The 25703-nt window shown below is 64.5% G+C and carries 19 protein-coding genes and 1 pseudogene; 12 read left to right on the plus strand and 8 right to left on the minus strand.

Annotated features, from left to right (window positions below; genetic code table 11):
- Window positions 1-84: 84 nt before the first annotated feature.
- A complete protein-coding gene (locus MQH31_RS03495; RefSeq protein WP_243010922.1) occupies window positions 85-918 on the minus strand; it encodes an N-formylglutamate amidohydrolase in 834 nt (277 codons plus the stop codon).
- Window positions 919-1984: 1066 nt separating this feature from the next.
- Here MQH31_RS03495 and MQH31_RS03500 point away from each other — a divergent pair.
- The 4 genes from MQH31_RS03500 to drmB are packed head-to-tail and all read left to right on the plus strand — an operon-like array spanning window position 1985 to window position 13209.
- Window positions 1985-6712 carry a sacsin N-terminal ATP-binding-like domain-containing protein gene (locus MQH31_RS03500; protein WP_243010923.1) on the plus strand — a complete coding sequence of 1576 codons (4728 nt, stop codon included), beginning with the start codon at window positions 1985-1987 and terminating at the stop codon, window positions 6710-6712.
- Entirely contained in the window at window positions 6709-8226 is a 1518-nt protein-coding gene (locus tag MQH31_RS03505) for an NERD domain-containing protein (RefSeq protein ID WP_243010924.1), read from the plus strand. Before MQH31_RS03500 ends, MQH31_RS03505 begins: the two co-directional genes overlap by 4 nt.
- Window positions 8223-11417 (plus strand): helicase-related protein, encoded by a 3195-nt coding sequence (locus tag MQH31_RS03510; RefSeq protein ID WP_243010925.1) that lies wholly within the window; start codon window positions 8223-8225, stop codon window positions 11415-11417. The genes MQH31_RS03505 and MQH31_RS03510 overlap by 4 nt, the downstream gene beginning before the upstream one ends.
- Complete coding sequence (gene drmB, locus MQH31_RS03515) at window positions 11398-13209, plus strand: MrfA Zn-binding domain-containing protein (RefSeq protein WP_243010926.1); 1812 nt, start codon at window positions 11398-11400, stop codon at window positions 13207-13209. The genes MQH31_RS03510 and drmB overlap by 20 nt, the downstream gene beginning before the upstream one ends.
- Before the next feature lie 353 nt (window positions 13210-13562).
- On the opposite strand, the gene MQH31_RS03525 is transcribed toward drmB, so the two are convergent.
- From MQH31_RS03525 to MQH31_RS20965, 3 genes and pseudogenes are all read right to left on the minus strand, one after another.
- Window positions 13563-14003: a very short patch repair endonuclease gene (locus MQH31_RS03525; protein ID WP_243010927.1), complete on the minus strand. Its 441-nt coding sequence runs from the start codon at window positions 14001-14003 to the stop codon at window positions 13563-13565.
- A 94-nt stretch (window positions 14004-14097) separates the two neighbouring features.
- Window positions 14098-15033 (minus strand): DNA cytosine methyltransferase, encoded by a 936-nt coding sequence (locus MQH31_RS03530; protein WP_243011663.1) that lies wholly within the window; start codon window positions 15031-15033, stop codon window positions 14098-14100.
- Between the two features lie 33 nt (window positions 15034-15066).
- Window positions 15067-15348: pseudogene (locus MQH31_RS20965) on the minus strand (DNA cytosine methyltransferase); the annotation flags it as partial.
- Between the two features lie 574 nt (window positions 15349-15922).
- On the opposite strand from MQH31_RS20965, the gene MQH31_RS03540 reads away from it, so the two are divergent.
- Entirely contained in the window at window positions 15923-16885 is a 963-nt protein-coding gene (locus MQH31_RS03540) for a hypothetical protein (RefSeq protein ID WP_243010928.1), read from the plus strand.
- Between the two features lie 239 nt (window positions 16886-17124).
- Here the strand turns inward: MQH31_RS03540 and MQH31_RS03545 are convergent, their stop codons facing one another.
- Window positions 17125-17499: a YccF domain-containing protein gene (locus tag MQH31_RS03545; protein ID WP_243010929.1), complete on the minus strand. Its 375-nt coding sequence runs from the start codon at window positions 17497-17499 to the stop codon at window positions 17125-17127.
- A 135-nt stretch (window positions 17500-17634) separates the two neighbouring features.
- Here MQH31_RS03545 and MQH31_RS03550 point away from each other — a divergent pair, with 135 nt between their 5' ends.
- The 3 genes from MQH31_RS03550 to MQH31_RS03560 all read left to right on the plus strand — a co-directional run bounded on the left by MQH31_RS03550 (window position 17635) and on the right by MQH31_RS03560 (window position 20701).
- On the plus strand, window positions 17635-18168 hold the full coding sequence (locus MQH31_RS03550) for a hypothetical protein (protein ID WP_243010930.1): 534 nt from the start codon (window positions 17635-17637) through the stop codon (window positions 18166-18168).
- A 128-nt stretch (window positions 18169-18296) separates the two neighbouring features.
- Window positions 18297-19772 (plus strand): MFS transporter, encoded by a 1476-nt coding sequence (locus MQH31_RS03555; protein WP_279238324.1) that lies wholly within the window; start codon window positions 18297-18299, stop codon window positions 19770-19772.
- A gap of 446 nt (window positions 19773-20218) precedes the next feature.
- Window positions 20219-20701, plus strand: coding sequence for a hypothetical protein (locus MQH31_RS03560; protein WP_243011699.1), 483 nt, complete (start codon window positions 20219-20221; stop codon window positions 20699-20701).
- Between the two features lie 316 nt (window positions 20702-21017).
- Here the strand turns inward: MQH31_RS03560 and MQH31_RS03565 are convergent, their stop codons facing one another.
- Window positions 21018-21491: a VOC family protein gene (locus MQH31_RS03565; RefSeq protein ID WP_243010931.1), complete on the minus strand. Its 474-nt coding sequence runs from the start codon at window positions 21489-21491 to the stop codon at window positions 21018-21020.
- Between the two features lie 101 nt (window positions 21492-21592).
- On the opposite strand from MQH31_RS03565, the gene MQH31_RS03570 reads away from it, so the two are divergent.
- Window positions 21593-22633 (plus strand): helix-turn-helix transcriptional regulator, encoded by a 1041-nt coding sequence (locus tag MQH31_RS03570; RefSeq protein ID WP_243010932.1) that lies wholly within the window; start codon window positions 21593-21595, stop codon window positions 22631-22633.
- 48 nt (window positions 22634-22681) lie between these two features.
- Here the strand turns inward: MQH31_RS03570 and MQH31_RS03575 are convergent, their stop codons facing one another.
- Both MQH31_RS03575 and MQH31_RS03580 read right to left on the minus strand, forming a co-directional pair.
- Window positions 22682-22933: a hypothetical protein gene (locus MQH31_RS03575; protein ID WP_243010933.1), complete on the minus strand. Its 252-nt coding sequence runs from the start codon at window positions 22931-22933 to the stop codon at window positions 22682-22684.
- Window positions 22934-22987: 54 nt separating this feature from the next.
- Window positions 22988-23563, minus strand: a complete 576-nt coding sequence (locus tag MQH31_RS03580) for a TetR/AcrR family transcriptional regulator (RefSeq protein ID WP_243010934.1) — start codon at window positions 23561-23563, stop codon at window positions 22988-22990.
- Window positions 23564-23687: 124 nt separating this feature from the next.
- Here MQH31_RS03580 and MQH31_RS03585 point away from each other — a divergent pair, with 124 nt between their 5' ends.
- The 3 genes from MQH31_RS03585 to MQH31_RS03595 all read left to right on the plus strand — a co-directional run bounded on the left by MQH31_RS03585 (window position 23688) and on the right by MQH31_RS03595 (window position 25683).
- Complete coding sequence (locus MQH31_RS03585) at window positions 23688-24305, plus strand: NADPH-dependent F420 reductase (protein ID WP_243010935.1); 618 nt, start codon at window positions 23688-23690, stop codon at window positions 24303-24305.
- Window positions 24306-24535: 230 nt separating this feature from the next.
- Window positions 24536-24931 (plus strand): hypothetical protein, encoded by a 396-nt coding sequence (locus MQH31_RS03590; protein WP_243010936.1) that lies wholly within the window; start codon window positions 24536-24538, stop codon window positions 24929-24931.
- Between the two features lie 458 nt (window positions 24932-25389).
- Window positions 25390-25683: a type II toxin-antitoxin system RelE/ParE family toxin gene (locus tag MQH31_RS03595; RefSeq protein ID WP_243010937.1), complete on the plus strand. Its 294-nt coding sequence runs from the start codon at window positions 25390-25392 to the stop codon at window positions 25681-25683.
- The last annotated feature ends 20 nt before the right edge of the window (window positions 25684-25703 follow it).

A 25703-nucleotide genomic window follows, 5' to 3' on the forward strand; every position in this document is an offset into this window, starting at 1 on the left:
ACTCCTGAATCCAGTCGGCAAGGCTTGTGCGGCCTCCGCTTGCCTATGGCTTGGTGCTCCCCAGATCGCAGGGGGCGACGGATGCTACCTATCGCGGAATGCCGTGACACGACCCAACGAGAAACGCATGCGGTCCGCCAGGCCCTGCAGCGACTCCTGCACGGCGGCGAATCCCGCCGGCTTCACCTCCAGCGTGGCCTCGGTCAGGTACACGTCTCGACGGATTTCGAGCATGACCGAGCTGACCCGTGCATCCGTTTGGTAGCGCTTGAGTGGCACGTAGGCGCCGGCGAAGGGCGTGTTCGCCCGTGTCTCGAGGCCCGGGAAGCTCTCGGCCACGGCGTCGAGCAGGGCGGCGGATGCGTGGAACGGTTCCGATCCGACGCAGAGCGGTGCGCGAAACCCGCCGCCGTGCAGTTCGTAGGGCAGTTCGTGCTCGGGGTAGGAGTGCACGTCAATGATCACGGCCCGGCCGTGGGCGGCCAGGGTGGCGTCGACGAGCGCCGTGAAACGGGCCGAGTACTCGACGAAGTAGGCGAGCAGCGGTTCCCGGTCGTCGGCGGCCAAGCGGCGAATCAACTGCCGGCGGGACCCGTGCGTGTAGAGCACACCCATGCCAGCCGCGTTCAGCTCCTCGCTGTCGTCGGGGAATCTCTCCACGTCGACGACAAAGCGGGACAGCCCGTTGATGACCGCGCTGGCGCCGGTGACCGACTCGACCAGGACGTCCGTGAAGTGGTCGGTCATGGCGCCCTTCTCGGCCTCCAGCTCGGCCGGGGAGATGACGTAGGAGCCCCGGTGGGCAGTCAGGATGCTGCGACCGCCGTGCGGCGCATGCAGGATGACCGGCGTGGCACCGGAGCGGTCGAGGACGCGCAGCAGAGCGCTGAGTTCGGGATCGGCGTCGAGCTGGCACACGGGGGTCCCCTTCGTGCGGTGCGGTTGCGACAGGACGACGCTGTCACCCCTGTGGAGTGCAGTGCGAGACCTGACGCATTGTCCAAATCGTAGGGGATAGGTCCGACACCAAGCGATTGAGGTCGGCCGAATCGTCGTCGGTGGGCGGTTCTGCCCGCTAACCAGTAGATTCAATGCGGGGGGACAGGGAATCGATGCTAAAACGCCCACGAATCAGACCGAGGCAGAGTGATGCAGTGGAGTTGACTTTCGCTCCACAAATCCCCGCCGTGCCCCAGGCACGTGCCGCGAGTCGAGCGGTCGAATGAGCCTCTCCTGTCACGCCTCGACAAAGTCACAACCCGCCACGCTCCACGAGGCCTCGGGCGCAGGGCGCCGCGGCTCATCGTTGGGCTCATCCCCGAAGCGCTCGGCCCCATGACGCCCGAGATGCGCCACGCCCTAGACGAACGACGAACACTGATCGAGCACCGAGCGCGACACCTCACCGAGAAAGCCCTCACACGACGCGAAGCGTGGACCCAGGCATTGGGAACAGAGCCTGATGGAACCGCCAACGCAGCGTGGCGAGGCCTGGTACAAATCGTCGCCGCCTACCGCGACAGTTACGGAATCACAGGACATGGCCCGCTGGGCCCCGCTCCGGCATCGAGTGCCCGTGAGCAGGGCGCTGCGGCGGCACGCGCCGCAATAAGGACAGCCCGGTACCTCGTGCAGGAATCGCGTGATCGGCGAGCCCGTATTTGGGGGAGCAGCCGCGACATCGACGCTCTCGTCCGGTAGTTGTCTTCGAGCCCCTCCTTCACCAAGCGCGTCGAAGGATCCGTTCACGCGACGCCGCGCGGGGAGTAGCGGCTAATTGCTGCATCCCCCGAAATGGGGCACGCGACACGAGGATCACAGGGCGCAAAAGCGGGGGCAGCTTTGTAGAGTGATTCTCACCCGAGTCCTGCGATCACTGCAGTGCACTTCCCGGACAAAAGTCGAGGTCCACCTCGATTGATGTAGTCGGTGAAGCCGCAAGTTCGTCTCGCGGTGGAACCGTTGAAGGAGCACGATCGCGGGCATGAAGTCAAAGGTAAGGCTCGACCACGGGTCATGGGAGCCGGACCCGTCGCTCGTGCGCGAAGTCGAGGACCAGTTTAGCCGGACGATAGAGTCCTACCGGATCCATCCGAACCTGGTCTCCGAGCATGCCAACCACGAAGAGTCGATCCGTACCGGCGGTTACGCGAACCGGACATTGCTCGAACTGATTCAGAACGCCGCCGACGCTCTGGCGGGTGCTGAAGACACCAGCGCGGAAAACTCAGGCCGCGTAGAAATCATCTTGGACACGGCCAACAGTGTGCTCTACTGCGCGAACTCAGGGCGACCGTTCTCCATGAGCGGCCTGACAGCCGTCACGATGGCGTATCTGAGCGAGAAACGCGGCGATGAGATCGGACGCTTCGGCCTCGGATTCAAGTCGGTGCTTGCGGTGTCGCAAGCGCCGCAGGTGTTGAGCCGCTCGATCTCGTTCGAGTTCAACTCGCCGAAGGCTCGAATCGAGATGGAAAAGGTCACAACCGCCAAGCGGTATCCAGTGCTCCGGACCGCCACGGTTCTCGACGCCGCAACCGAACTGGAGCGAGATCCCGTGCTCGCAGAACTTGGATTGTGGGCTACGACGATTGTCAAGCTTCCCGCAGCGACAAATCTCGAACGACTGCGGGACGAGATCCAGGGGTTCACGTCTGAGTTCCTGCTGTTCGTCGGTGCCGTCCGGGAAGTCCGGCTGCGTGTGATCGGAGATGAGCCGTACCAGACGAGCCACGTTTCCCGCGATTTGGGAGATAAAAGGTTCAGGATCGAGCGCCCAGACGGCAGCGGTGACGAATGGATCGTCGAGAGCGCTATGCACAAGCCGTCGTCGGAAGCACGCCACGAAGTCGGTGAGGCGGTATCGCGCGAGAAGGTCAAAGTCACGGTCGCCGTTCCAGTTCAACGCAGCAGACTGCCTTCCGGGCAGTTCTGGTCCTACTTCCCGCTTCAGGACAAGACCTCGGTCGGGGCGCTGCTCAACGCTCCGTGGAGCGTCAACGACGACCGCACGAATTTGCTCGAAAACCGATACAACCAAGAGATCATCAAAACCCTCGCCGGGCTCTTCGTTCCGCTCCTGTCAAAATTGCGGACCTCTGAAGACCCTGCAGGGCACCTAGACTATCTTCCGGCGCGCGAGCTTGCCCAGGAGAGTCGCGGTTTCGCCGGTGACACCCTGCGGACACACATCGTCAGTTTGGCGGGCGCGGGCCAGTACATTCCTGACAATGCTGGTGACCTGCGCAACGGATCGGAGCTTCGTCCGCTGGACCCAGCCGTTCGTTTCGACGCCAGCGTTCACCAGGGATGGATGGTTTCGCCCAACACTGGTGACGATGTGCCCCATTGGCACTGTTACAAGTCGCGAGAGAGGGTGACACGCCTCCGGGATCTCCTCTTGGTCGCCCAGGAACCTGACCTCGACCCCAGCGCCCGCGACGTCCGAGCTGCGATGGAACGAATGCCCAAACGTGGCCTCCTGACATGGCTGCGCGAGTGGGCTGAGGGCAACGACCCTGTTTCGTCGGCAAACGCTCTCAGGACGGTCCACGGGCACCCTTCACTTGAAGGCATCACATCCGCAAAGGTCATTCCCACGACCGACGGCATGAAGTCGCTCGACGACCGAAGCGTCGTATTTCTCCATCAGGAGGAAGGGCTGGTCGTTGACGCTGCAGTGTTCGTCGACCCGGCGTTCCTGGCGGAGAATGGGGTCGAAGCACTCCTCCGCGGCCGTGGCTTCCGCGACCTTGACCCAGAGGCGATCCTCAACGCGCGATTGGCAACGCTTCCCGTCGATCCCGCTGGCGAGGACCTCGAGAAGCTCTGGGACGCCGTCGTCTCCGTCAGCCTGACCATCGCCATCAAGACGATGACGGCCTCGACTGCGTCGATCAAGGTCTCCACGCGTGACGGTGGATGGGCGTGGCCACAGCAGGTGATCGACATCGATGCAGCATTGCCTGAGCGGTTTGCGGCGCGGATTCTCGACCGAAGTCGGTCCATTGCCGATGTCGCCCACAAGCTCGGTGTCGCTCAGCGTCCGGTCAAGGACTTCTCTCTCGAGGACGAGGCGGAGTACGAAGCTTACGTCGCCGCCACCGTAGATGCGCTCAACAACCGGCGGGGGCCGGGCGAACGACCCGTTGAACGATTGGAGGTCAGTCCTGGGGCAGGGCCCGGACCGTTTTCTGTGTTGCTGATGTTGCGGGATGCTGAGGCGCCGGAACAGCTGCGCGCGTCATGGACGACCTCGCTCTTGGAGCTTCCGGAAGGGAGTTGGGTCGTCGAGGATCTCGACACCGGGCGCACTCACGGAGTACTTCCGCCGTCTCGATGGGCTGTCCAGCAGGCGGGTCTTCTCCCGACGTCGCGAGGGTTCAGGGCGCCGGGCGACGTCGTCTCACCTTCGCTTGTGCGGTTCGGTGCACTCCTTCCGCTCTTCAGAGGCACACACCAGGTCCAGGTTGCTCTCGCACTGCCGGACGAGCTTGAAGCAGTGCCGGCGCACGTGCTCCGGGAGATGCTCGAGGCAGATCTCTTCCCGTCCGTTGATGACGCGGTTCTGACCGAGTTTGTTCTTGGGGCCACGAAGGCCGGGTACGCCGGCGAAAAGCCATCGACCATCCCCGCCAGGGTTAAGCGAGTCGTCGAGCCGCATGCGCCCTCGACGGTGTTCCTTGCCTCTTCGGACGAGGAAGAGGAATTCCTTCGGAGCCGGCAGCGACCGTTCCTGAGGGTACATCCGGACATGGTCGACGAGTTCGTCGAGACGGTCGGATGCCGTCGGTTCGCCGAGAGCTTCTCGTTCGCAATGGTCGTCGAAGGCCAGCAGGACTTCCAACGTGTTCTTGACGTCTACACCGGCCTTCGCTCGGCATACGGCGCGGCGCTCGCGTCGGCGAAAGTGGCTCGGGCACTGCTTATCGCAAAGCGGGTTGTAACGGAGGAGGGCACAGAGGATCAGCCACGGGACTGGCATCTTGACGGCCAGGACCTCATCGTCAGGAGCGATGCTGACGACCAGCGGATTCTCGAGTTCGTCAATGACGCCTTCGGTCTTCGCCTCGACAACGTGCGACTCGCTGCCGTGCGCAAGGCGGGGCAGGACAATAAGCTTGAGCTCCTTCGCCATGAGGCCCAGGCCATCGAGAGCGACGCCGAACGTCTCGACCACTACATCGGCCCCGACGACCTGAAGGAAGCACTTCCTACCGGACTTTGGAGCGCGCTTGAGGCGCAGGGCCTGGTCGGCGACGAGACGCCCGTTGCGGATCTCTTCCTAACGGTCTATGGCTCGGACGCGCTACGCATCCTTGCAGACAGGTTCGAAGACCTCGGATTTTCGGACGTTCCGGAGGCTTGGGGTGGTACGGCGCCCGCTGCGTCCTGGGTCCGGAAAATGGGGTTTAGCGCAGAGTATGCCGGCCAGCGGAACCAGAAGCAGCCCCCGGAGTTCGTCGTCCCTGGCGCGGTGGTGTTGAACCGTCTGCACACGTACCAGAAGAAGATCAGCGAGGATCTGCGGACCGTCCTGACGCAACCGTCCACCAACGGTCCTGCGCAGAAGGCGATGGTCGAGCTGCCGACGGGTGCGGGCAAGACCCGCGTCGCCACCGAGACTGTCCTCAGGCTGTTCGTCGACGAGGTGCTTTCGGGGTCGATCCTCTGGATTGCACAGTCGGAGGAACTCTGCGAGCAGGCCGTTCAGACCTTCCAAACTGTCTGGCGGTACCTGTCCGACGAACGACCGCTTACGATCGGCCGCCTGTGGGGCTCGAACACCGTTCAGGAACCAGACACCGAGCTGTCCGTGATTGTCGCGACCGACGCGCAGCTCGCCCAGCTCATCGGGCGGGGCGACTACGACTGGCTTAGCAAGCCAGCAGCAGTCTTCATCGACGAGGCTCATAGAGCGGGTTCGTCGCAGTACACCAAGATCTTGCGGTGGCTTGGTGTCGATGGACGCAGCTGGGAGAGGCCACTAGTCGGACTCTCGGCGACCCCGTTCAAGGGGCGAGCCGGTGACCACAGCGGGACCAAGGAACTGAAGGCCAGGTTCGGCACGAGGCTCGCACTGCCCTACGACGAGCCGTACAAAGAACTCGTGAGGCTTGGTGTACTCGCAAGCGTCAGGCACGAGGTGTTGCCGACCGGTGTCGAGTTTGAGGTCAGAGACTCCGCGCCTGGCGACCTTAGGTCCAACAAGCTCATCGACCGGAACCTATACGAGCGCATCGGCCGCAACGAACAGCGCATGCGGATCCTCGTCGAGCACATCCTCCAGACGCTTGAAGCACACCCAGAATGGCCCGTCCTCGTCTTCACTCCGAGTGTGCTCTCGGCGCAGGTTCTCTCGGCCTCGCTGCGCTACAGGGGGATAGTCGCGGAGTCGGTTAGCGGACAGACCAGCAAGCAACAGCGTCGAAAAGTGATCAAGCAGTTTCAGGACAACGAGATCCAGGTCCTCGCCAACTGCGACCTCCTCGTCCAGGGTTTCGACGCCCCGGGTGTGAGGGCGCTCTACATCGCGCGCCCGACCTTCAGCCCCGGCGCCTACATACAGATGGCAGGCCGCGGCCTGCGAGGAACGGAGAACGGCGGCAAGGATGAGTGCCTCATCGTTGATGTCGCCGACAACTGGGGCGCGATGAACGACTTCCTCGGCTACCACGACTACGAGGACCTCTGGGCGGAGCAGCGCGGATGATCCTTGTTCCTTCGCTCGCCGACATCGAAACAGCGTCCCGAAGTGAGGCCGAGCGGAGAGTCGCCCGTCTTCTTCGGGACGTCGAGGCGGACGGCGACGCAGTTGCCTTCTACTCGGTAGGGCTTCGCTCGCACGCATACAAGCAGCAGGCAGAAGCCGACTTCGTGATCCTGTGGCGGGGAACCGTCGTCGTCGTCGAGGTCAAGGGCGGTGGCGTGCGCAAGCACGATGGCATCTGGTACAGCATCGACCGCCGTGGAGACTGGCACAAGCTCGGCACGTCCCCGATGGAGCAGGCACGATCGGCGGGATACGCTCTCCGTGACATCCTCAGGGAGCAGGGGGTCGGCTGGTACGCGCACGAGGCCGTTGTTGTCACGCCGGACATCGATGCACCGCCAAGCTCCGTCGACTGGAAGCCCACGCACTGGCTAGCTCGTGACTCGATGACAGCGCTAGAGCTGACCACGGCGCTTGACGCCGTGCTCGCGGATGCGCGAAACGCGCCGCGCGGAGAGAAGGTCGCGCGGCTGAGCGACCTGCGGGAGCGTCTCTTCGGCGAGTTCACCCGAATGCCGGTGGTCGACGCACAACGGGGTGCGGTGATCGAGGAGCAGAACCGGGCGACGGCTGGCCAGGCCCGCGTCCTCGCAGCGCTGGCGCGGAACCAGCGCGTGCTCGTCTGCGGAGGAGCAGGTACCGGGAAGTCCCTGGTCCTTGTCGAGGCTGCGAAACAGGAGGAGGAGCAGGGGAGGTCCGTGCTCGTCACGTTCCGTTCACCGTCGCTCTCGCGGTATTTCGCACCGCATCTCGGTAAACGCAATGTCGACGTGATCGCTTTCGCGGACCTTGAAGGTTCGGGTCCCTATGACGTCGTGCTCGTAGACGAGGCACAGGACATGATGACCGCCGACGCGATGGACCGCCTCGATGGTGTTCTTGTCGGCGGCCGAGCGGCCGGTCGATGGCGGATGTTCCTCGATCCAAACAACCAGGCGCACGTCGATGGTGACTACGACTCCGACGTCGCCGAGCTGATCACCGACGAGGCGATCACGGTCGACCTTTCGCTGAACGTTCGCAACACCCGTGCGATCGTTCACGTCGTGCAGGAATACCTAAGGGCTGACGTCGGCGATCCAGGAATCGTTCACGGCGAGCGCGTGGAGTGGCTCACCACGGATCAGGAAGTCACAGTCAGCGATGGTGTGGACATTGCCGTCAAGCTCGTGACGGACGGAGCTCGGAGGGCCGAAATCTGGGTGATTGACCCGCGGTCCTTCGCGGCACCCATGACTGTCGGCGGCATCGTGGTGACGAGTCCTCGCTTCGCGAAGGGCCTGGAGGTTGAGCATGTTGTCGTGTGTGGCCTGCCCGACGCTCTCGACGCGTCCGGAATGGCCGCTTTTTACGTCGCGGTGACCCGAGCTCGTGTCTCCCTGCACGTGGTGCTCTCCAAGAATGACAGACGACGGCTTCAGCAGCTGGTGCGGCAAGAGATGGCGAACCGATGACACTCACTCGTGCGCAGGAGATCGTGCTTTCGCACCTCAGGTCGGCCTATGTCGGTCCGGACAGTGGTGACAGTGAGGTAATCTACAACCCGCCGAACAGGCAGTACGCCGTCGGAATGTTGTTCCCGCGCGACCGCGAGCCCGAGGTCGACGACGGTGCTGCCGTGCACGAGAGCGACGAGGTAGACGTCGACCGGATGACCGCGTTCGACGGTGAGGTGGAGGAGAACGGAGCCGCGGTCCCGATCGCCGAGGACTGGAGGCCGTCATCGGCGGCGATCTCCTTCATCACCGACAGCGACACGGTTGCGTGCACAGTCGCTGGCGCGACGTACGCCGCCATCGAAGGCGACGGACCGCCGAGCTGGCGTCGAACGCCCTTTGCGATCTCTGATCTGACGCTTTCACCTGACCGTCGCATACACGAACAGTCTGTGGGTGACGTGCCAATCGAGGTCGGCAGCCGTTGGCGGCACTTCGGAGACGCAAGACTTGTCACTGTTCACCTACGCGTGCTGGCTCCATCGACCGGCGATGACCGTCTCGACGCCACCAGCATGCTGTACCAGGTTGCGCTCGCAGTTTCCCCGACCGGTGCTGGGACGATCCGCGAGTATGACACGCGGCGCGCTTTCGACGTCAACGACGAGTCCGCGGAACTCCGTCTGAGGTTCAGGAACCGCAAGGTATACGCCGTCGGACATGGCATGGCTGCCGACTGGACCGTCTCCGACGGCGCGTGCAGCGAGGTGCGCCTCGATCCGGTCCCACATTTTGTCATCCCTGACGTCGAGACAACTGGATTCAAGGACGGAACCCGAGAAGCGGACGCCCTGCGTCTCGAGCATCTAGCGACGCTCGACAAGAACGCCGATGAAGTTCTCGAATCGCTGCGGGCCTTCGTTCGTCAGTTCGGGGTGTGGGTCGAGGCGCAGAAGGGCCGGGTTGGTTCGTTCGGCCAAGATCGCAAGGTCGCTGGTCGGATCGTCAGCCGGTCGGAAGAAGCGCTCACGCGCATGATCAAGTCTCTCGACCTGCTCGGAGACGAGCGCAACGTCACCCTTCGGACGGCATTCTCTCTCGCGATGGCCGCGATGCGCCTACAGATGCAGCAAGCAGTTTTCAACCGCGACGGCAGTCGGCCGGAGCCGAGTTGGCGCCCCTTCCAACTGGGTTTCCTCCTCGTCTCCCTCGCATCCACCGTGGACAACACGCACAAAGAGCGGGGGCTTGTCGACCTGATTTGGTTCCCGACCGGCGGTGGAAAGACTGAGGCTTATCTTGGGCTCGCAGCCATCGAGATCTTCCGCAGACGACTTTCAGACGGCCCGGCAGGTGGTGGCACTGCGATATTGACCCGCTACACGCTGCGACTGCTCACCTCTCAGCAGTTCCAGCGCGCTGCCTCGCTTGTCTGTGCGATGGAGCTGCTCCGTCGTGCCGACAGGATCGGTGACCCGCGCGCAAACCACATGACACCGTTCTCGATCGGGCTGTGGGTCGGTAATGAAGTGACTCCCGGGACGCGCAAGGATGCAAAGTCCGCTCTCGATCGGCTTCGCAAGGCCGCGCGGCCCGAAGAGGCGAACCAGTTCCAGGTGGAAAGCTGCCCTTGGTGCGCCACACCTCTTCTTCCCCGCGTCCGGTCTCCCCGCCTTAGCGAGTATGGCGTTCGGATGGTTGGTCGCGACATCGTCATCCACTGCGTGAACTTGTCGTGCGAGTTTGCCGACGAGATTCCCGTGTGCGTTGTCGACGAGTTGCTCTACGAGGAGCCACCCACCATCCTGCTTGCGACGGTCGACAAGTTCGCGCGACTCCAGTTTCGCCCCGAAGCTGGCCGTTTACTCGGCCTCAACACGGCGTTCCAGCAGCCGTCGCTGATCATCCAAGACGAGCTCCATCTGCTGTCGGGGCCCCTCGGCACGACCGTTGCAGTGTTCGACGCCGTGATCCAGATGCTGCTCGCCGCGAACGGTTCGACGCCGAAGATCGTTGCGTCGACCGCGACGATCCGAGCCTCGGACGAGCAGGTCCAAGGGTTGTACGGCAGGCGGGTCGCGCTTTACCCGCCCTCCGGTCTTGACGATGACACGACATTCTTCTCTCGGCCGGTCACTAGCGGTGAAGGTCGCCTTTACCTCGGGCTGATGCCCCAGGCGCTTTCGCAGATGTCGGCAACAGTTTCGGCGTCAGCCCCACTGATCGAGATCCCTGAGATGCTGCGGGGACATCCGGATGCGGGGACGAGCCTCGACGCCTACTGGACCACAGTGATGTACCACAACAGCCTCCGGGAGCTGGGGCGCACAGGGACCTTGGTGGTCGACGACGTCAACGCCCGCCTCGAGCCTCGCGCCGAGCGTCTAGAGCACGAACTCCGCACGGTTCGCGCCGGGCGCGTACTTGAGCTGACAAGCCGACGCGGACCAGAAGAGTTGCCGAACGACCTCCGCGAACTGCGCCGGAGCGTCGACGAGTCCGACCAGGCCGTCGATGTCGTCCTTTCTTCGAACATGCTCTCAGTCGGCATCGACATCCCACGACTCGCGCTGATGCTGATGGTCGGCCAGCCCAGGACCACGTCCGAGTACATCCAGGCGACCAGCCGTGTCGGACGAGGCAAGGTCCGCGGAGTCGTCACCACGCTGTTCCGCTCCAACCGGGCGAGGGATCGTTCCCACTTCGAGACCTTCCGCGGCTACCACGAGGCCCTCTACCGAAGTGTCGAGCCGACGAGCGTCACTCCCTGGTCACTGGCGTCGCGCGAACGCTCGCTCGCCGGTGCCCTAGTAGCACTGATTCGTCACCTCGGACCCGGCCTGTCCTCCAACGACGCCGCCAGGGACTTCGACCTCAACAATTCCGCCCAACGCGCCTTGGTTGACATGCTGGTCAGTGGGCTCCTGGCAGGGGTAGAGAGGGCGGATTCCGTCGAGACTGTAGAGACGCGCGAGCGAATCACCACGCTGCTCAACCAGTGGGACCGCCGCGCACGCGCTGCTCGCGAGGCCGGCGAGAGCCTCCTGTACGACCGTGCCAAGGCGGACGACTCCGCCCTGTTGAAGCGGTTCGGGCAGTCCGGAGAAGGTTGGCTGGTTGCCGACTCGATGCGCTCGGTTGAACCCAACGTTGCCGTCGAGGTGCGGGAGCCATACGAGGAGGGGTCCAGTGCAACGGATCACACATGACCTGCGACTGTCAGAGACCGTGTCGCCGTTCGGCGTCGGCGCAGTCGTAGACATCCGAGGGGAGTCGTTGATCGCACCCGACACTTCGTGGTGGGACGAGCGCTACGCGCCCGAGATCCACTGCGCGCGACTCGTCGAGCGGCTCGGTCCCAGCGTGCTTCGTGAGGCACCCACCCACTCAGGACGCACGGGTAAGGACACTGCGCGACTGCTGTACTGGCGCTTTCCAGCGTGGCGATTCTGCGAGCGGTGCTCCGGGCTCTCGCAGCGAACCGGCAAAGACCGGGGCAAGTGGACCAACAAGTGCGAATGCGACGGCATGCTCGTCCCGATGCGATATGTCGCCGTCTGCGAAAAGGGTAGCCACCTCCAGGACATTCCTTGGTTCATGTGGGCCCACCGCGGGCGCGACGCTGGCGTTACCGAGGCGGTCCGCCACTGCCGGGCGTACAAGGAACTACGGTTCGTTCGTTCGGCGAAGCACGGTGAGGGTTTGAAGGCCCTTCGGGTGGAATGCGGCGGCTGCAAGCGTTCCCGCCCTATGTCGGACCTGGTCAGCAGGGAAGCACTTGCCCATGACGGCATCCGATGCAAGGGCACCCAACCATGGCAGGATCCACGGCAGGATGACGCCTGCGAGCACGTACTTGTTGCCGTCCAGCGGGGCGCGACGGGCAACTACATAGCGGAACGCATCTCCGCACTCGACATCCCCGAAGAGAAGCCGCAGTCGATCGCGGTCGCTGACGCCATCCGCGCACATGCTGACTTCGGTCGAGTTGTGGACGACAACGGTGGGCCCAAGGCTGAGATGATCGCGGGCTGGATCGCCGACGAAGTCGGCGCCGCGGCCGAGGACGTCCTCAGCCTGGCAGCCGCGGGCGGCAACCCGCACGACGATGTCCTTGCAGATCTCAAGGATGGCGAGTGGGCGGCTTTCCTCAAGAAGCTCGGAACGCCCGGGCGTGACAATAGCGAGGGCGAATTCGTCGTCGACTCGTGGTCTACGTCCGATCGTTCTGGCATCCCCGCGACACTGGCTGAACGGCTGACCGCGGTCGGCCAGGTTCGGCGAGTGCGCGAGGTCAGAGCTCTCAAGGGCTTCCGCCGGTACTCCGCTGAGGCCGAGATGATTCCGGCCGATCTGTCGCTCAAGGGCCAGCGCAAGCCAACACTCCCCGCCATCGAGATGTACGGGGAAGGGATCTTCCTCCAGTTCAGCGAAGAGTTTCTCGCTGAGTGGGAGCAGCACGCAGCGGTCCGTGCACGGGCCGGTATCCTGCTGGACCGGCGATCGAAGACGCCCTGGGCAAGTCGGCTGGACGTCCCGGAGGCGCGTTTCGTTGCCCTCCACACGATCGCTCACCTGCTGATTCGCCGCCTAGCATATGCGTCTGGGTACTCGTCTGCCTCGCTTCAGGAACGGATCTACGCGAGCTCCACCCGTCCTGACCGCACGGCCGGAGTGCTGATCTATACGGCAGCGGGTGACGCGCAGGGCACGCTGGGCGGTCTCGTTCGGCTCGGTGACCCCGACCAGCTGGTTCCACTGCTTCTCGCAGCAATCGATGATGCCGATGTCTGCTCAAACGATCCGGTCTGCATAGAGAGCGACAGGCAGGGTGCCTCGAGCCTCAATCTGGCGGCATGCCACGGGTGCTCGCTTGTGAGCGAGACGTCGTGCGAGACCGCAAACAGACTGCTCGACCGTCAATTGGTACTTGGCGGGCGCGACTTCCCAGGGCTGTTGGAGGGCGTACTCGACGAGGTCCGGGAGCTCAGCGCGCCCTAGACTTTCCGGAAGTGTCAGGTTTCACGATGTGCCTGGACGCATGAGCAGACAAGTTCGGTCACCAACTGAGGGTCCTCGTGCTCCCAGAAACGCAGCACGCGCCAGCCTGCCGATCTCAGCAGGTCGTATGTCTTAGCGTCCCGCACCTTGATTCATCTGAGCTTGACGGCCCACCGGTCGGCGTTCGCGCGCGGATGTGTGCCGTGCTCTGGGCATCCGTGCCAGAAGCATCCGTCGAGAAACACCGCGACCTTCACCCTTTCGCTGTTTCCTTCCCCCACGCCGATTCCTTGATCCTGATGAGGTCGAGGGGCGTTCAATCGTTGGACCGCCCTTGCACGCGCCGTGGGGCTTTAGTGTTCACCGGTACGGAGGGCCTGTTCGATTACCTCTGCCGCCGAGTCCATGTCCTCATGCTCCCAGAAGCGAAGGACCACCCATCCGATGGCCGAAAGATGGGCATCGGTCCCCCGGTCCCGCGACACGTTCTTCTCGAGCTTGGCGACCCACCAGTCATGGTTGGACCGCGGCAGCGTTCCGTGGCGTGGGCAGGAATGCCAGAAACAGCCATCGACGAATACCGCCACGTGTTTCCCGGTGAAGAGCACGTCCGCACGACGACGGCTCATCCCGGGAAGTGGCGCATCGACCCGATAGCGTAACCCCCGAGCGAACAATAACTTCCGCAACCGCAACTCCGGAGCGGTGTCCCTGCGGCGCTGATTCGACATCCGGACACCGACCGAATGAACGACAACAGGATCACGGCCGATGGGATCAGATTCACGGTTCATACCGCCACTTCCCGCTTTCCTGGTCCCGGTGATTCACGGTGGGCGAGGTCCCACAAACTAGTCCGAAAGTCGAATCCTGGTACTAAGTGGACGCTCAGAGTCGTGACGACAGGAGGCCGACTGCACCGGAAGTGATATCAGTGGATGACCGTCTCGACTCTGTATCAGAACTCGGCTCCGACCCCGAATCGAGGTCCAAGTCCGAATCCGGACCGGAATTCGGGGCGATCCCCGGGACAGCACTAACGTGGGCGTCCTCGGTATCCTGTGCTGCAAGTATGGCCTCGTCGTCCATGGCAATCCATGGTGTTCTCGTCATCGTGTCGAGGAAATCCGCGGGGAGCTCCCGACCGAGAGCCGCTGCCAGGACGTGAGCCGCCAGACGCGGTGGAATGGCGTTACCGATCTGTTGAGAGATGTCCTTGCCCGACCACGGGTAGTCAGCGGGGAAGGTCTGAAGCCGACCCGCTTCTGAGACGTTGAGGCGATCGAGTTCACCCTCGTCGGAGAACAGGCGGTTCCGGGAGACTTTCCCGGTAACCGTGAAAGCCGGTTCCTTCGAAGTGCGCCGGCCGCGGGCCTTTGGATCACCGCCGGTTCCATAATTGGAGACCAGTACGAAAGGCTCTACCCTGTCCAAGGTCTCGCCGATGCTCCGGTGCGGCAGCAACGCAGGTCGGTTCCTAGAAGCTTTCACTTCCTTTCTCCTGAACCGGTGGTGAGTCGGGCCAGGAAGTACGGGGGTCTGGTGTCGGTTCGCGATCAGAATCGCCCGGCGGCGGGTCTGCGGAACCCCGTACTCCTCTGCGTGAAGTATGCCGGTCGCGGTCTTGTAACCGAGCGACTCCAGGACCCTCGCCATAGCCTCCCAGACGGGCAGGACCGCCGGTACCTGCTCGAAGATGATCACCTGGTAGGGGTTCCCCGCCCGATGGGCCTCCAGCGCCCACCGCAGCGGCTGCAGCACCAGCCCGGTTCGTTCATCATCCAAAGCGGCCAGTTCCGTGGTGACGTCATCCCCGTCGACCATGCGCGCAATGAAAGACAGGACTTGGTTGAGCGCCTTACGACCGGCACCTGCCCCGGCCACGGTATACGTCTGACACGGTGGCCCCCCGGTGAGGATCGTCGCGTGGGGAAACTCGTTCGGACCGTGTTCCCGTACGTCACCTTGCAGGGTTTCCAGCCCCGCGGTCCGCCTGGTCGCACAGGCGTTTTCGTCCCACTCGATACCGGCCACGGACAACCCCAACCAGCGCGCGGCGACATCCAAACCACCAGGACCGGCGAAGAGATCCACCATTTGGGCGGCAGAAGGAGGTGGGCACGATTGCACAAAGGTCATAGGCCACGATCTTATCGTTCGACAGGTCCCGGACGGGCCAGCATCCGGCGCTCTCCACCGAAGATTAGAGGTCTCCCAGCCCGACGGTGCTCTCGGCGACGGCGACGGTGGTGGTGGTAGCGGCCGCGGTTCGGTGTGTCCGTCAACATGATCTGACTGATGGAGTTTCCGTCTTTCACCTGACCTTCCCGCCAGCCGCGCCCGATTCACCTGATTCGGTGAAACTGTCACATATCCATACAGGAGACCGTGTACCGCTGCCTCTGTTTGAGTAAGGAGGCGGTTGCGCGATCGATGCTCGCAATGGGGCTAGGGGGGCCGAGCGCGGCGGCAGCATCACGCAGCTAAGCAACGACGGCGTGATCCGCCAAGACGTGCTTGTCGGCTCATCCGCGTATGCATTCAAGCGATTACATGCGGCGGCATGCGGAGAATCGCTTGGAGAGTTCGGGCCTCGGTGCGGAATCCAAACCAGCGGAGCGCACCAGCGAAATCCTCGACGACCGGACGCTTTTCAACGACGCGTCACGTGGAGCACGGTCCGTTCGCGAAAGCTGCCGGACCACTTGAATCGGTGGAGAACGTTCTCTCAAACGTAGGCGCGAACCAGCTGATTGATCGAGTGACTCGCAAGACGCTGACTCTGAAGTCTGTGGAAGTCGAGAGTACAAAGAAGTATGAGGTTGAGCGCCAGAGGTTGAGCTACCAAGATCAAAATCTTGAGGAGAAGCTCGTGCAACTCTGCGAGTTATTGACCTCTTCGTACGGTCAACCGGTCCTCTTCATTGTCGACGAACTGGATAGGATGAGAAGGACAGTTGGGTTAGTCAGTTTCCTGAAAGCTGCGTCTAGCGAGTCGCTCAAATTCATGTTGGTAGGCATCGCGAGCAACGTGTCCGACCTATTGAGCGATCACCAATCACTCGAACGTCGCCTTCAGCCCGTTAAAGTGCCTTTGATGAACCCATCTGAACTTGGGCAGATCGTTTCTAAGGCCGAGAGTCATCTCAGAGCAGCCGGTGTGGCGATTTCATTCACCAGGCGAGCCACGGTGAGGTTGACTGAAGTCTCAGCAGGGTTCCCGTGGTTCGTCCACGTATTGGGTCAGCAGTGCCTCATCGACGCTGACAAGGACTCCCGTTTGAAGATTGAACTCTCGCACGTGGAGGCCGCCATCCGAGGGATCGTTGACAATCGATTCGCCCAGCAATTCTCTGACATGTATCAGTCTGCAGTCCGCGATTCTGTTGCCCGAGAAAAGACGCTACGCGCTTTCGCACACTGGACTGACGCGGATATTCCGACCGGGGAAATCTACAAGATCCTAAGTCAGGACCTTGGATTGAATTCTGGATCAACCTATCGATGGCACCTGTGTAAGCCGGAGTTTGGTGACGTGCTGTTCGTACCGACAATCCAAAAGCGGGGGTTAGTGAGATTCAGAAATGAAATGTCTAAGGCCTACGTGAGGCTCAGACCATCCATATATGCCGGCCTGGACCAGGACGTCGTGAAGGCGTATTCCAGGCGGGCCTGAGGTCCGTGCGAAAAAAGTTTGCTCGCGTGGCTCACATCCACACTTGGCTCGACCAATAGCGATGGCCCAAGGACCATTTAGAGAGGCCGAATGGAGGGGGTATCGCGAAATTCGAGATTGATCGGGCAATGGCGATAGCGGCCTCGCAGCTGACGCGGCACACCGGAATGCGGACCGGCGGACTTGCGGGCTCGCTTGGCGCCAGCAAAACGCCAACTTCTGTGGGTCGTGATAGATCCCTACGGCAGGTCGACGATCTCCTTGCCAAGGGGTAGGAGCGCGACCGGGATCAGCTTGAAGTTGGCGATTCCCATCGGGATGCCGATGATCGTGATGCAGAGTGCGATGCCGGTGGTGAGGTGGGTGAGGGCGATCCACCAGCCGACCAGCACCACCCAGAGCACGTTGCCGAGGAAGGACCCCAGACCCGCGTTGGGCGTGGCGATGACGGTCTTGCCGAACGGCCAGAGGGCGTAGACGCCAATGCGGGCAGCGGCGATTCCCCAAGGGATGGTGATGATGAGCACGAACATGATCAGTGCAGCGAGCATGTAGCCGAGGAACAGCCAGAAGCCCGAGAGCACGAACCAGATGATGTTCAGGAGAGTCCTCATGATGGTTCCAGTCTCTCAGGTCGCGCGCCTCGTGTGCCGGAGGGCTCGGCTGGTTCGGGGCAGCGGCGCGCGGGCGTGCCGGCGGCCAGGCCACACCCGGCGGGCGCTCGGTGACCGATGCGCCAGACTGGGGAGATGGACTGGACGCGACTCGGGCTCGAAAACGCGGGCTTTACGGGCTTCGTGCGGTTCGCGGACCTGGCGGCTTCGACGCTGCCCGCAGCGCCGGGCGTCTACGTGGTCCTCCGCGCGGATGATCGGCGCCCGGACTTCCTCGAGACGAGCCCGGCCGGGAGGTTCAAGGAACGGAACCCGACCGTGTCGAACGCGCAGCTGGCGGAGGCGTGGCTCGACGGGGCATCCGTGCTCTATATCGGGAAGGCCGGTGCCGGGGCGAAGGGCAAACGGGGGCTTCGGAAGCGGCTGACCGAGTACCGGCGGCACGGCGCGGGCGAGAAGGTGGGGCACTGGGGAGGCCGCTACGTGTGGCAGCTCGCCGGCAGCGCGGAGCTGCTCGTCGCCTGGCTGGAGACGGGAGGCGAGGACCCCGAGGAGGTCGAGGCGGCTCTCATCGACCACTTCGTGCTCACGTTCGGTGCGCGCCCCTTCGCGAATCGCAAGCTCGGCACGGCGAGGCGGAAGACCGCGCCCGCGGGGCGTCACCGCTGACGCGTCGAGTTGCCATTCCAGAACGCGGCTCGCTAGTGTGGCTGCACCGGAAGTAAAACCGCGGGGCTCTGCCCGCGCTCATACGTTGCTCATCGAGCAGCCACTTCTCCCCACGTGGAGAGACGTATATGAGCAACCAGAATGAGCTTCCGAACCCGACTGATGATTCCCGCGACTCACCGGTTCGCCACCGCCCGCAAACCCTCAGGGCCGCCGCCGTGGCGCTCGCCGGGTTGTCCGCGGTGTTCCTGTTCGAGATGCTCGACAACTCGATCCTCAACGTCGCGCTCCACACCATCGGGCGTGAACTGGGCGCGTCGACCACCGCGCTGCAGTGGGTCACGGGCGCCTATGCGGTCGTCTTCGGCGGGCTGATGCTGCTGTTCAGCGCCATCGCCGACCGGTTCGGCCGCCGCCGGGTGATGCTGATCGGTCTGGCGGTGCTGGGTCTCGCGAGCCTGGCCACCGCCCTGGTCACGACGACCGAACAGCTCATCGCCGTGCGGGTCGCCATGGGCATCGCCGCGGCCATGACCACCCCGGGCTCGATGGCTCTGGCGTTCCGGCTTTTCGACGATGAGAACCTGCGCGTCCGCGCGATCACCCTCATCTCCACGGTCGGGCTGGTGGGTCTGGCGATCGGCCCGACCGTCGGTGGCTTCATCCTTGCCGTCGCGCCGTGGCAGGTGCTGCTGCTGATCAACGCGCCGATTGCCGTGCTCGCGTTCATCGGCATCCGGATCGGAATCGCCCAGGACCTTCCCGCCGAACTCCATCGCGACCCGCTGGACATCGCGGGGGCCCTTCTCGGCACCGCTACCATCGTGCTGGCGCTCGTGGCTCCGACGCTGTTCGTGGGGGAGGGCGCCGGTTTCTGGACCCCCTGGGCGGCAACGGGCGGCGCCTTGATCGCTGTGATCCTCTTCGTCGTCCGCGAGCGAACAGCCCGGTACCCCCTTCTGGACCTGCACCTCATCGCCCTGCCCCTCGTCTCCAGCGGACTCGCCTACAAAGCCGCGTCGGGCCTCGCGATCTCCGGCCTCAGCTACATGGTGACCCTGCAGCTCCAGTTCGCCTGGGGCTGGCCGCCAGCCCTGGCCGCAATCGGCATGCTTCCCCAGGTCATCGTGCTGCTCGGCGGCGGCCGCCTCGTCGGCCCCTTCGTCGCCAGATTCGGGATGGACCGCGCAGCCTGGATGAGCTCCGCGGCCGTGGTGCTCGGCCTCGCCGTCTTCGCGGCAGGGAGTCGCTTCGGCTACATCTGGGTCGCCCTTTCCCTCGTGCTCGTCGCAGCCGGGATGCGCGTGGTCGGCGTGGTCGCCGGCACGAACGTCATGCGGGGCCTGCCGAAGAACCGCACCACGATCGGTGCCGCCCTTGTCGACACGTCGAGCCAGGTCGCCACCGGAATCGGGATCGCCGTGACCGGCACCATCCTCGCGGCGCTCTTCACGGGAAACATCTCAGCACCGAACTGGAGCGCAGACCAGGTGGCCGCGTTCCAAACCGGCGTCACCGTCGCCGGGGTCACCCTCACGGCTGTCGCGGCTGCGCTCGTGCTGGTCGGAATCGCCCGGAGCCGCCCGGCTCGCGACCCACACTGATAGCTCCACCGGTCGGGATGGGGCGTTTGTCTCCCTGTCGGAGGCGCAGCCTTTCGCAGGACCGTGCCGCTTTGCACCCGTGAGCTCCCGCTTGCAGCATGACGACCGACACTGCACATGTACACGGAGCCATCGCCCTGCTGGGCGAGGACCCTCGCCCGCCCGCGGCTCGCGGGGCGGCGTAGTCCTGCCATGGGCTGTAGCCCTGGGCGATTTCGCGTTTGCGTTCAATTGCTCGCGGTGCCGCCCACGGGCACCCTCTTTTCAGCGCCGCCACGGGTAGATACAGTCCTTGACGCCGCCCAGGGAGGGGGCCACCATCTCCTCTAGAGAAATGCACGCTACGCAACAGGGTGCGTCGGAACAAGGACGTTTCTGACCACCGGACGGAAGGCATCTCGATGCATGCACAAACGAACCGCGGCCCACGTGGTCGGGGAGCCAACGTGATGGTGCGGGCGCTTGTCGGCGGCGGGACTGCGATCGTTCTCGCGGCGGTGATGACCAGTTGTAGCGGTGGAACCGCGCGAACAGCCGGGCAACTTGCCGATGACCTGGCGAGATATTTGGGGCGCAGCGCGCCGGAGGTGGAACAGCTCGTCAAGACGCGGGCGACGACCGCTGAATCCAGCGACGATGTGCTGCGACGTTGGGCCGCGGCGCTGAAGGAGCCGAGTGTCCTCCGGGACGACGCCGTCCGCGTCTCCTGCCAGACCGTGATCGACCTCTCTACTTCGGATGAGCCCATCGATGAACGGTCCCTCCTGGTGCTCATCAACAACATTGCCGGACTTGAACCCGCGGTTGCCAATCTGCAGGAAGTTGACGCGCTGAAGACCGCGGCCTTGGAGGAACTGGGCGGAAAACAGGGTGCGGTCAGAGCCCATCAGCAACTGGAACGCTTCAAGGAAGCTGTTTGCGTGGACTGAGCCTGACAAGCGTCGGCCTGCAGCGGGTGTGCCCGGCATTCGCTCGATAGCGATTCGGATGAGTGCTTGCTGCAGGTCGACGATCTCCTTGCCGAGCGGCAGGAGCGCGACTGGGATGAGCCTGAAGTTGGTGATGCCGACCGGGATGCCGATGATCGACCACGCGCATTCGAAACGGAGAAACCGGGCCAGGCGCGTTTCAGCCTCCTGCGCCGACGTCTCCTCCTGCGCCCGCTGCAATGCTGCTGCTGTCGTCGACCCGGCCGGTCACCCCTTTGCGCGTGCCTGCCAGCGCCGTTGCAGGCACGCCCTGCCGTTACGCGGTGTACGCGGCGGCCACGTCGAGAATCCAGGTCACGCCGAACGCGTCGGTGAGCATGCCGAATCCGGGGCTCCAGGCGGATGCCGCGAGCGGCTCCACGACGGACGCGCCGGCCGAGAGCGCGGCCCAGTAGCCCTGCACCTCGTCGAGGGTGTCGCCGCGGACGGAAACGAAGAACGACTGGTCGGTGAGGGTGACGCCGTTCTCGCGGCGGGTCGAGCCGGCCGGGCGTGATGCGGTGGCCAAGCCGCCCGCCTCGCCGGGGATGTCGTACGCCATCACCCGGAAACCCGCCTCGGTCTCAACCTGCCCGAAGACGACGTTCGTGGCCCCGGGGGCGTCCTGGGGCATCCCGAAGTCGCCGTAGGTCGCGATGGTGACCTGGCCGCCGAAGACGGACTGGTAGAACTCGAGCGCCGCGCGGGCGTCGCCGTGGAAGTTGAGGTGCGTGGTGGTCGTGATACTCATGTCTGCTCCTAGTGAGAACGGTGCCGGGCGGGTCCCGACAACGGTCACTCTGACATCCGTCTAGGACAGTTTCGGTCCTCTACTCGAACTACGATCGAGGAATGACGACGACCACCGCGCGGCTGCTGAATCTGCTGTCGCTGCTGCAGACCCGGCGCGACTGGCCCGGCGCCCTGCTCGCCGAACGGCTGGACATCAGCCACCGCACGGTGCGCCGCGACGTCGACCGGCTCCGCGAGCTGGGCTACCGTATCCAGGCGACCATGGGCCCCGACGGCGGCTACCGGCTCGACGCCGGAAGCGAGCTGCCGCCGCTCCTCTTCGACGACGACCAGGTCGTCGCGCTGGCTGTGGCCCTCCAGACGGCCACCCTCACCGGAGCGGGGATCGAGGAGGCGGCCCTGCGGGCGCTCTCCACGGTGCGGCAGGTGATGCCGTCCCGGCTGCGCCACCGCCTGGACTCTCTCGACTTCACGACCATCGCGCGCCCCGGCGACGGCCCCGCCGTGCAGGCCTCAGCGGATGTCCTCCTCGCCCTCTCCGCGGCGGTCCGCGCCCGCGAGGTGCTCCGGTTCGACTACGCGAGCGCGGAGCCGGGCGCCGACGTAACTGACGTCACCGACGGCACCGACGGCACCGACGCGACGGACGGTACCGACGGCATCGAGCTGAGCCCGCCGCGGCGGGTCGAACCGCACCACCTCGTCACCTCCCACGGCCGGTGGTACCTCGTCGCCTGGGATCTCGACCGTGACGACTGGCGGACCTTTCGCGCCGACCGAATCACCCCGCGCACCCCGACGGGTCCTCGCTTCGGCACGCGCGCGCTCCCGGGCGGCGACGCGAAGGGCTACGTCTCGGCCCGCTTCAAGGGATCGGCCGAGGCAAACGTGTGGCCGTGCACTGGAACGGTCGTCCTGCACCTCGCCGCTCGTGCCGTCCTCCCGTTCGCCGGCGACGGCACGGTCGAGCCCCTTGGCCCCGACCGCTGCCGGTACACCGCAGGGTCCTGGTCCTGGGTCGCGCTCGCCGCATCCCTGAACCGCTTCGACACCGCCATCGACGTGGTCGGCCCGCCGGAACTGACGGATGCCTTCGCCCGGCTCGCCGCACGGAACGCGTCCACGTCCCGCGGAGCGTAGCCCTGTCTCAACCTTCGGTCGGGTGCGTCGGCGAACTGCCCGGCAGGTTCAAGCTTTGGTGTGTCGACGTCGGCGCTGCACCACGGCGACGATGCCCGTCATAGCGAGGGCGATGACGGCGAGGACGAACAGCCACAACCCCGCGTAGGTGGACACGGCAACCCAGTCGGGCGCGTAGATCGGGTCGAGTCCCTGCTCCTCGCGCACGCGATACTTCACGCCCTCGATTACCGTGAGCACGATCGCAGTGAGAAGCCCGAGGCCTCCCAGAACTGAGAAGGCTATCCACACTCGTTTCATCGCACGATTCAAATGTAATTCCGACTCTGGTCAGGGAAATGGTGGATCAGTGGTTCATCGTACTGCCAGGGGGAGCGCGTTGTCGATGAGCACAACGGCGATGGCCGCAGCGGTGGCGAAGGCGTCGGCGTCGAGGACTCGACCGCGCGCCGAGGCGCCGTCCAGGAGTAGCGCCAATTGCTCGCCGAGCCCCTCGGGGTCGGAGGCGCCGGCCTCGCGCGCTGCTTCGGCGAGCCGCGCCGCAAAGGCCTTCTTGTGGTCGCGGGCGAGGACGCGGGCGGGATTGCCCGGGTCCTGGATTTCGACGGCCGCCCCGATGAACGGGCACAGAGGCGGGTGAATGTCGAAGACGGCGAGGAGGCGCTCGCGGGGGGTGAGGTCGGCGCTGTCGAAGACCTGGGGCATGATGTCGGGATCGAAGCGGCGCAGGTATTCGGCGACCAGCTCGTCCTTGCCGGCGAAGTGTTGGTACAGCGTGCGCTTGGACACCCCAGCCACCGCGCAGATCTGGTCCACGCCGGTGCAGTTGATGCCCTGATCGGGGAACAGCTGCTGGGACGCGCTAAGGAGGCGCTCTCGGGCGCCCCGGCCGCTGCGCAGGCCGCGGGGACCCTTCTCCAACTCCGTCATAGGCCCAGCGTAGCCCAGCTGGTACCGATCGGTGTGCATAGGTTGACGCGCCACGCATCCGCCCTTTAGGTTAGGTACGCAGATCGGTGTACTTAGCATCGGCGCGGCGATTGGAAGAGACACCATGACAACCATCACCATCATCGGCTCGGGCACCATGGCCACTGCCATCGGCACCCGGGCGGCCCGGCACGGCCACACCGTCGAACTCATGAGCCGCAACCCCGCCCAGGCTCAGGCGCTTGCCGATCGGATCGGCGACGGAGCGATTGTCGGCACCTTCGGCGCACGACCGGCCGGTGACATCGTCATTCTGGCGGTGCTGTACGCCGGCGCGGTGGATGCTGTCACGCACTATGGCGAGGCGCTGGCCGGCAAGATCCTCGTCGACATCACGAACCCGTTCAACGCGGACGGAACGGGAGTCGTGACGACCCCGGGCCACTCGGCGTCCGAGCAGATCGCTGCCGCCGCCCCCGAGAGCGCACTCGTCGTGAAGGCCTTCAACACGATCTTCGGCGGCGTCATCGCCGAGGACCAGCCCGTGGACCTGTTCTTCGCGGGCGACAGTGCCGAGGCGAAGGCGCGGGTCGCGGAGTTCCTCGAGAGCCTCGGCATGCGGCCCCTCGACGCGGGCGGGCTGGGGATGGCGCACGCCCTGGAATGGGCCGGCATCCTCCTGGTGGGCGTGGCGCGCAACGGCGCCGGCTTCGATATCGCCTTGGGTGCCCGGGCCCTCTGACGATTCTCGCCAGTCGCGGAATGCGCCACGGCTGGTAGCCGGCGACCAACCGGGTGCTGAACGGTGTCGCTTGCTGTCGTGAGCCGACGGGCGTGGGTGCGGTGGGCATCCGCCTCTTGATCGGGCATTTCGCTTGCCTGGTATGAGTTTGGGTGCGACGCGTGTCGCTGGTGCCCCCGGGCGGCCCGGTTCGGCCAGAATGAGGGAGTCGACAGTTGCGGGGGAGCACTATGACGAGGTACCGGTGGGCAGCGATCTTGATGATCATCCACGGCGGGCTGATGGAGCTGGGGCCGTGCCTCGCGATCGTGCCGGTCCTGGCGTCCGGGATGGGTGCTGGGCAGATCAGCCGGTACTTCCAGTTCATCGTGCCTTATTTCCAGGACAACTTGATCCTGCTGATGGCGATGAGCGGGGTGTTCGGCGTCGTGCGCATCATCGGGGCGATCGGGATTCTGCGCAACCGCCTCTGGCGCCTCGCCCTGGCCGTGATCAATTGCGTCGTGACCATGGTGCTGATGATCTTCGTGCTGCCCGCGGGCATCGCGGACGCGGTGCTCGCCTGCACCGCGTTGGTGCTCCTGCTGACGGCGTATTTCGGGAAGCGGCCGCTGCCTCAAACTTGAGACGCGGCGGGGGCTCCGTGTCGACGGGTGAGCGCCGCGGCGGCATGCGTGGGCTCGTTGAGGCGGCGCATGCGAGATGCGGGAGTCGCGCAGGTTCGGTCAAGCCGCGCTGGCGCCCGCGCCCGTTTCGGCAGGCCGCGCCCGAAACGGCGGGCGCGGGCTGCGGAAACCGGCGCGGGCGTGGGGTCAAGGGTGCGCGGGCTGCGGAAACCGGCGCGGGAACGGGGTCAAGCGGGGCGCGGGCTGTGGAAACCTGCGCGGGCGCGGTCACGCCTAGCGCGAGGTAGCGGCCAAGGTGACGGTCGCCGTGGGCAAGAGCTAGGCCGTAGAGAACGATCACGATCGAGTGTCGGTGGTCAGCGAGACGCTTTGAGGGAATTCGCCGGTCAAAAAGCACCACCTTCCATCAACCCGTCCAGTGTGCGGTCTTGCTATACGTATATCGGGAGAATACGCTTGTGATCAAGTCGTTTCGCCACAAGGGACTTGCCCGTTTCTTCTTTTCCGGAAGCAAGGCGGGCATCCGCCCGGATCATGCTTCTCGGCTGCAACGACAACTCGCAGTATTGGACAACGCAGTGTCGATAGCGGATATCCCGGCGTCGTGGAGACCTCACATGCTGCGAGGCGAGGGGGAGTCGGGGCGCGACGTTCAAGGACACTATTCGATTTGGGTTTCAGGAAATTGGCGCCTCACTTTTTCGTTTGACGGCACGGATGTTGAACTTCTCGATTACGTGGACTATCACTGAATGGCTGTAGACAGAATCGA

The organism is Cryobacterium zhongshanensis, from assembly GCF_022760445.1.
Taxonomy (GTDB): Bacteria; Actinomycetota; Actinomycetes; order Actinomycetales; family Microbacteriaceae; genus Cryobacterium; species Cryobacterium algoricola.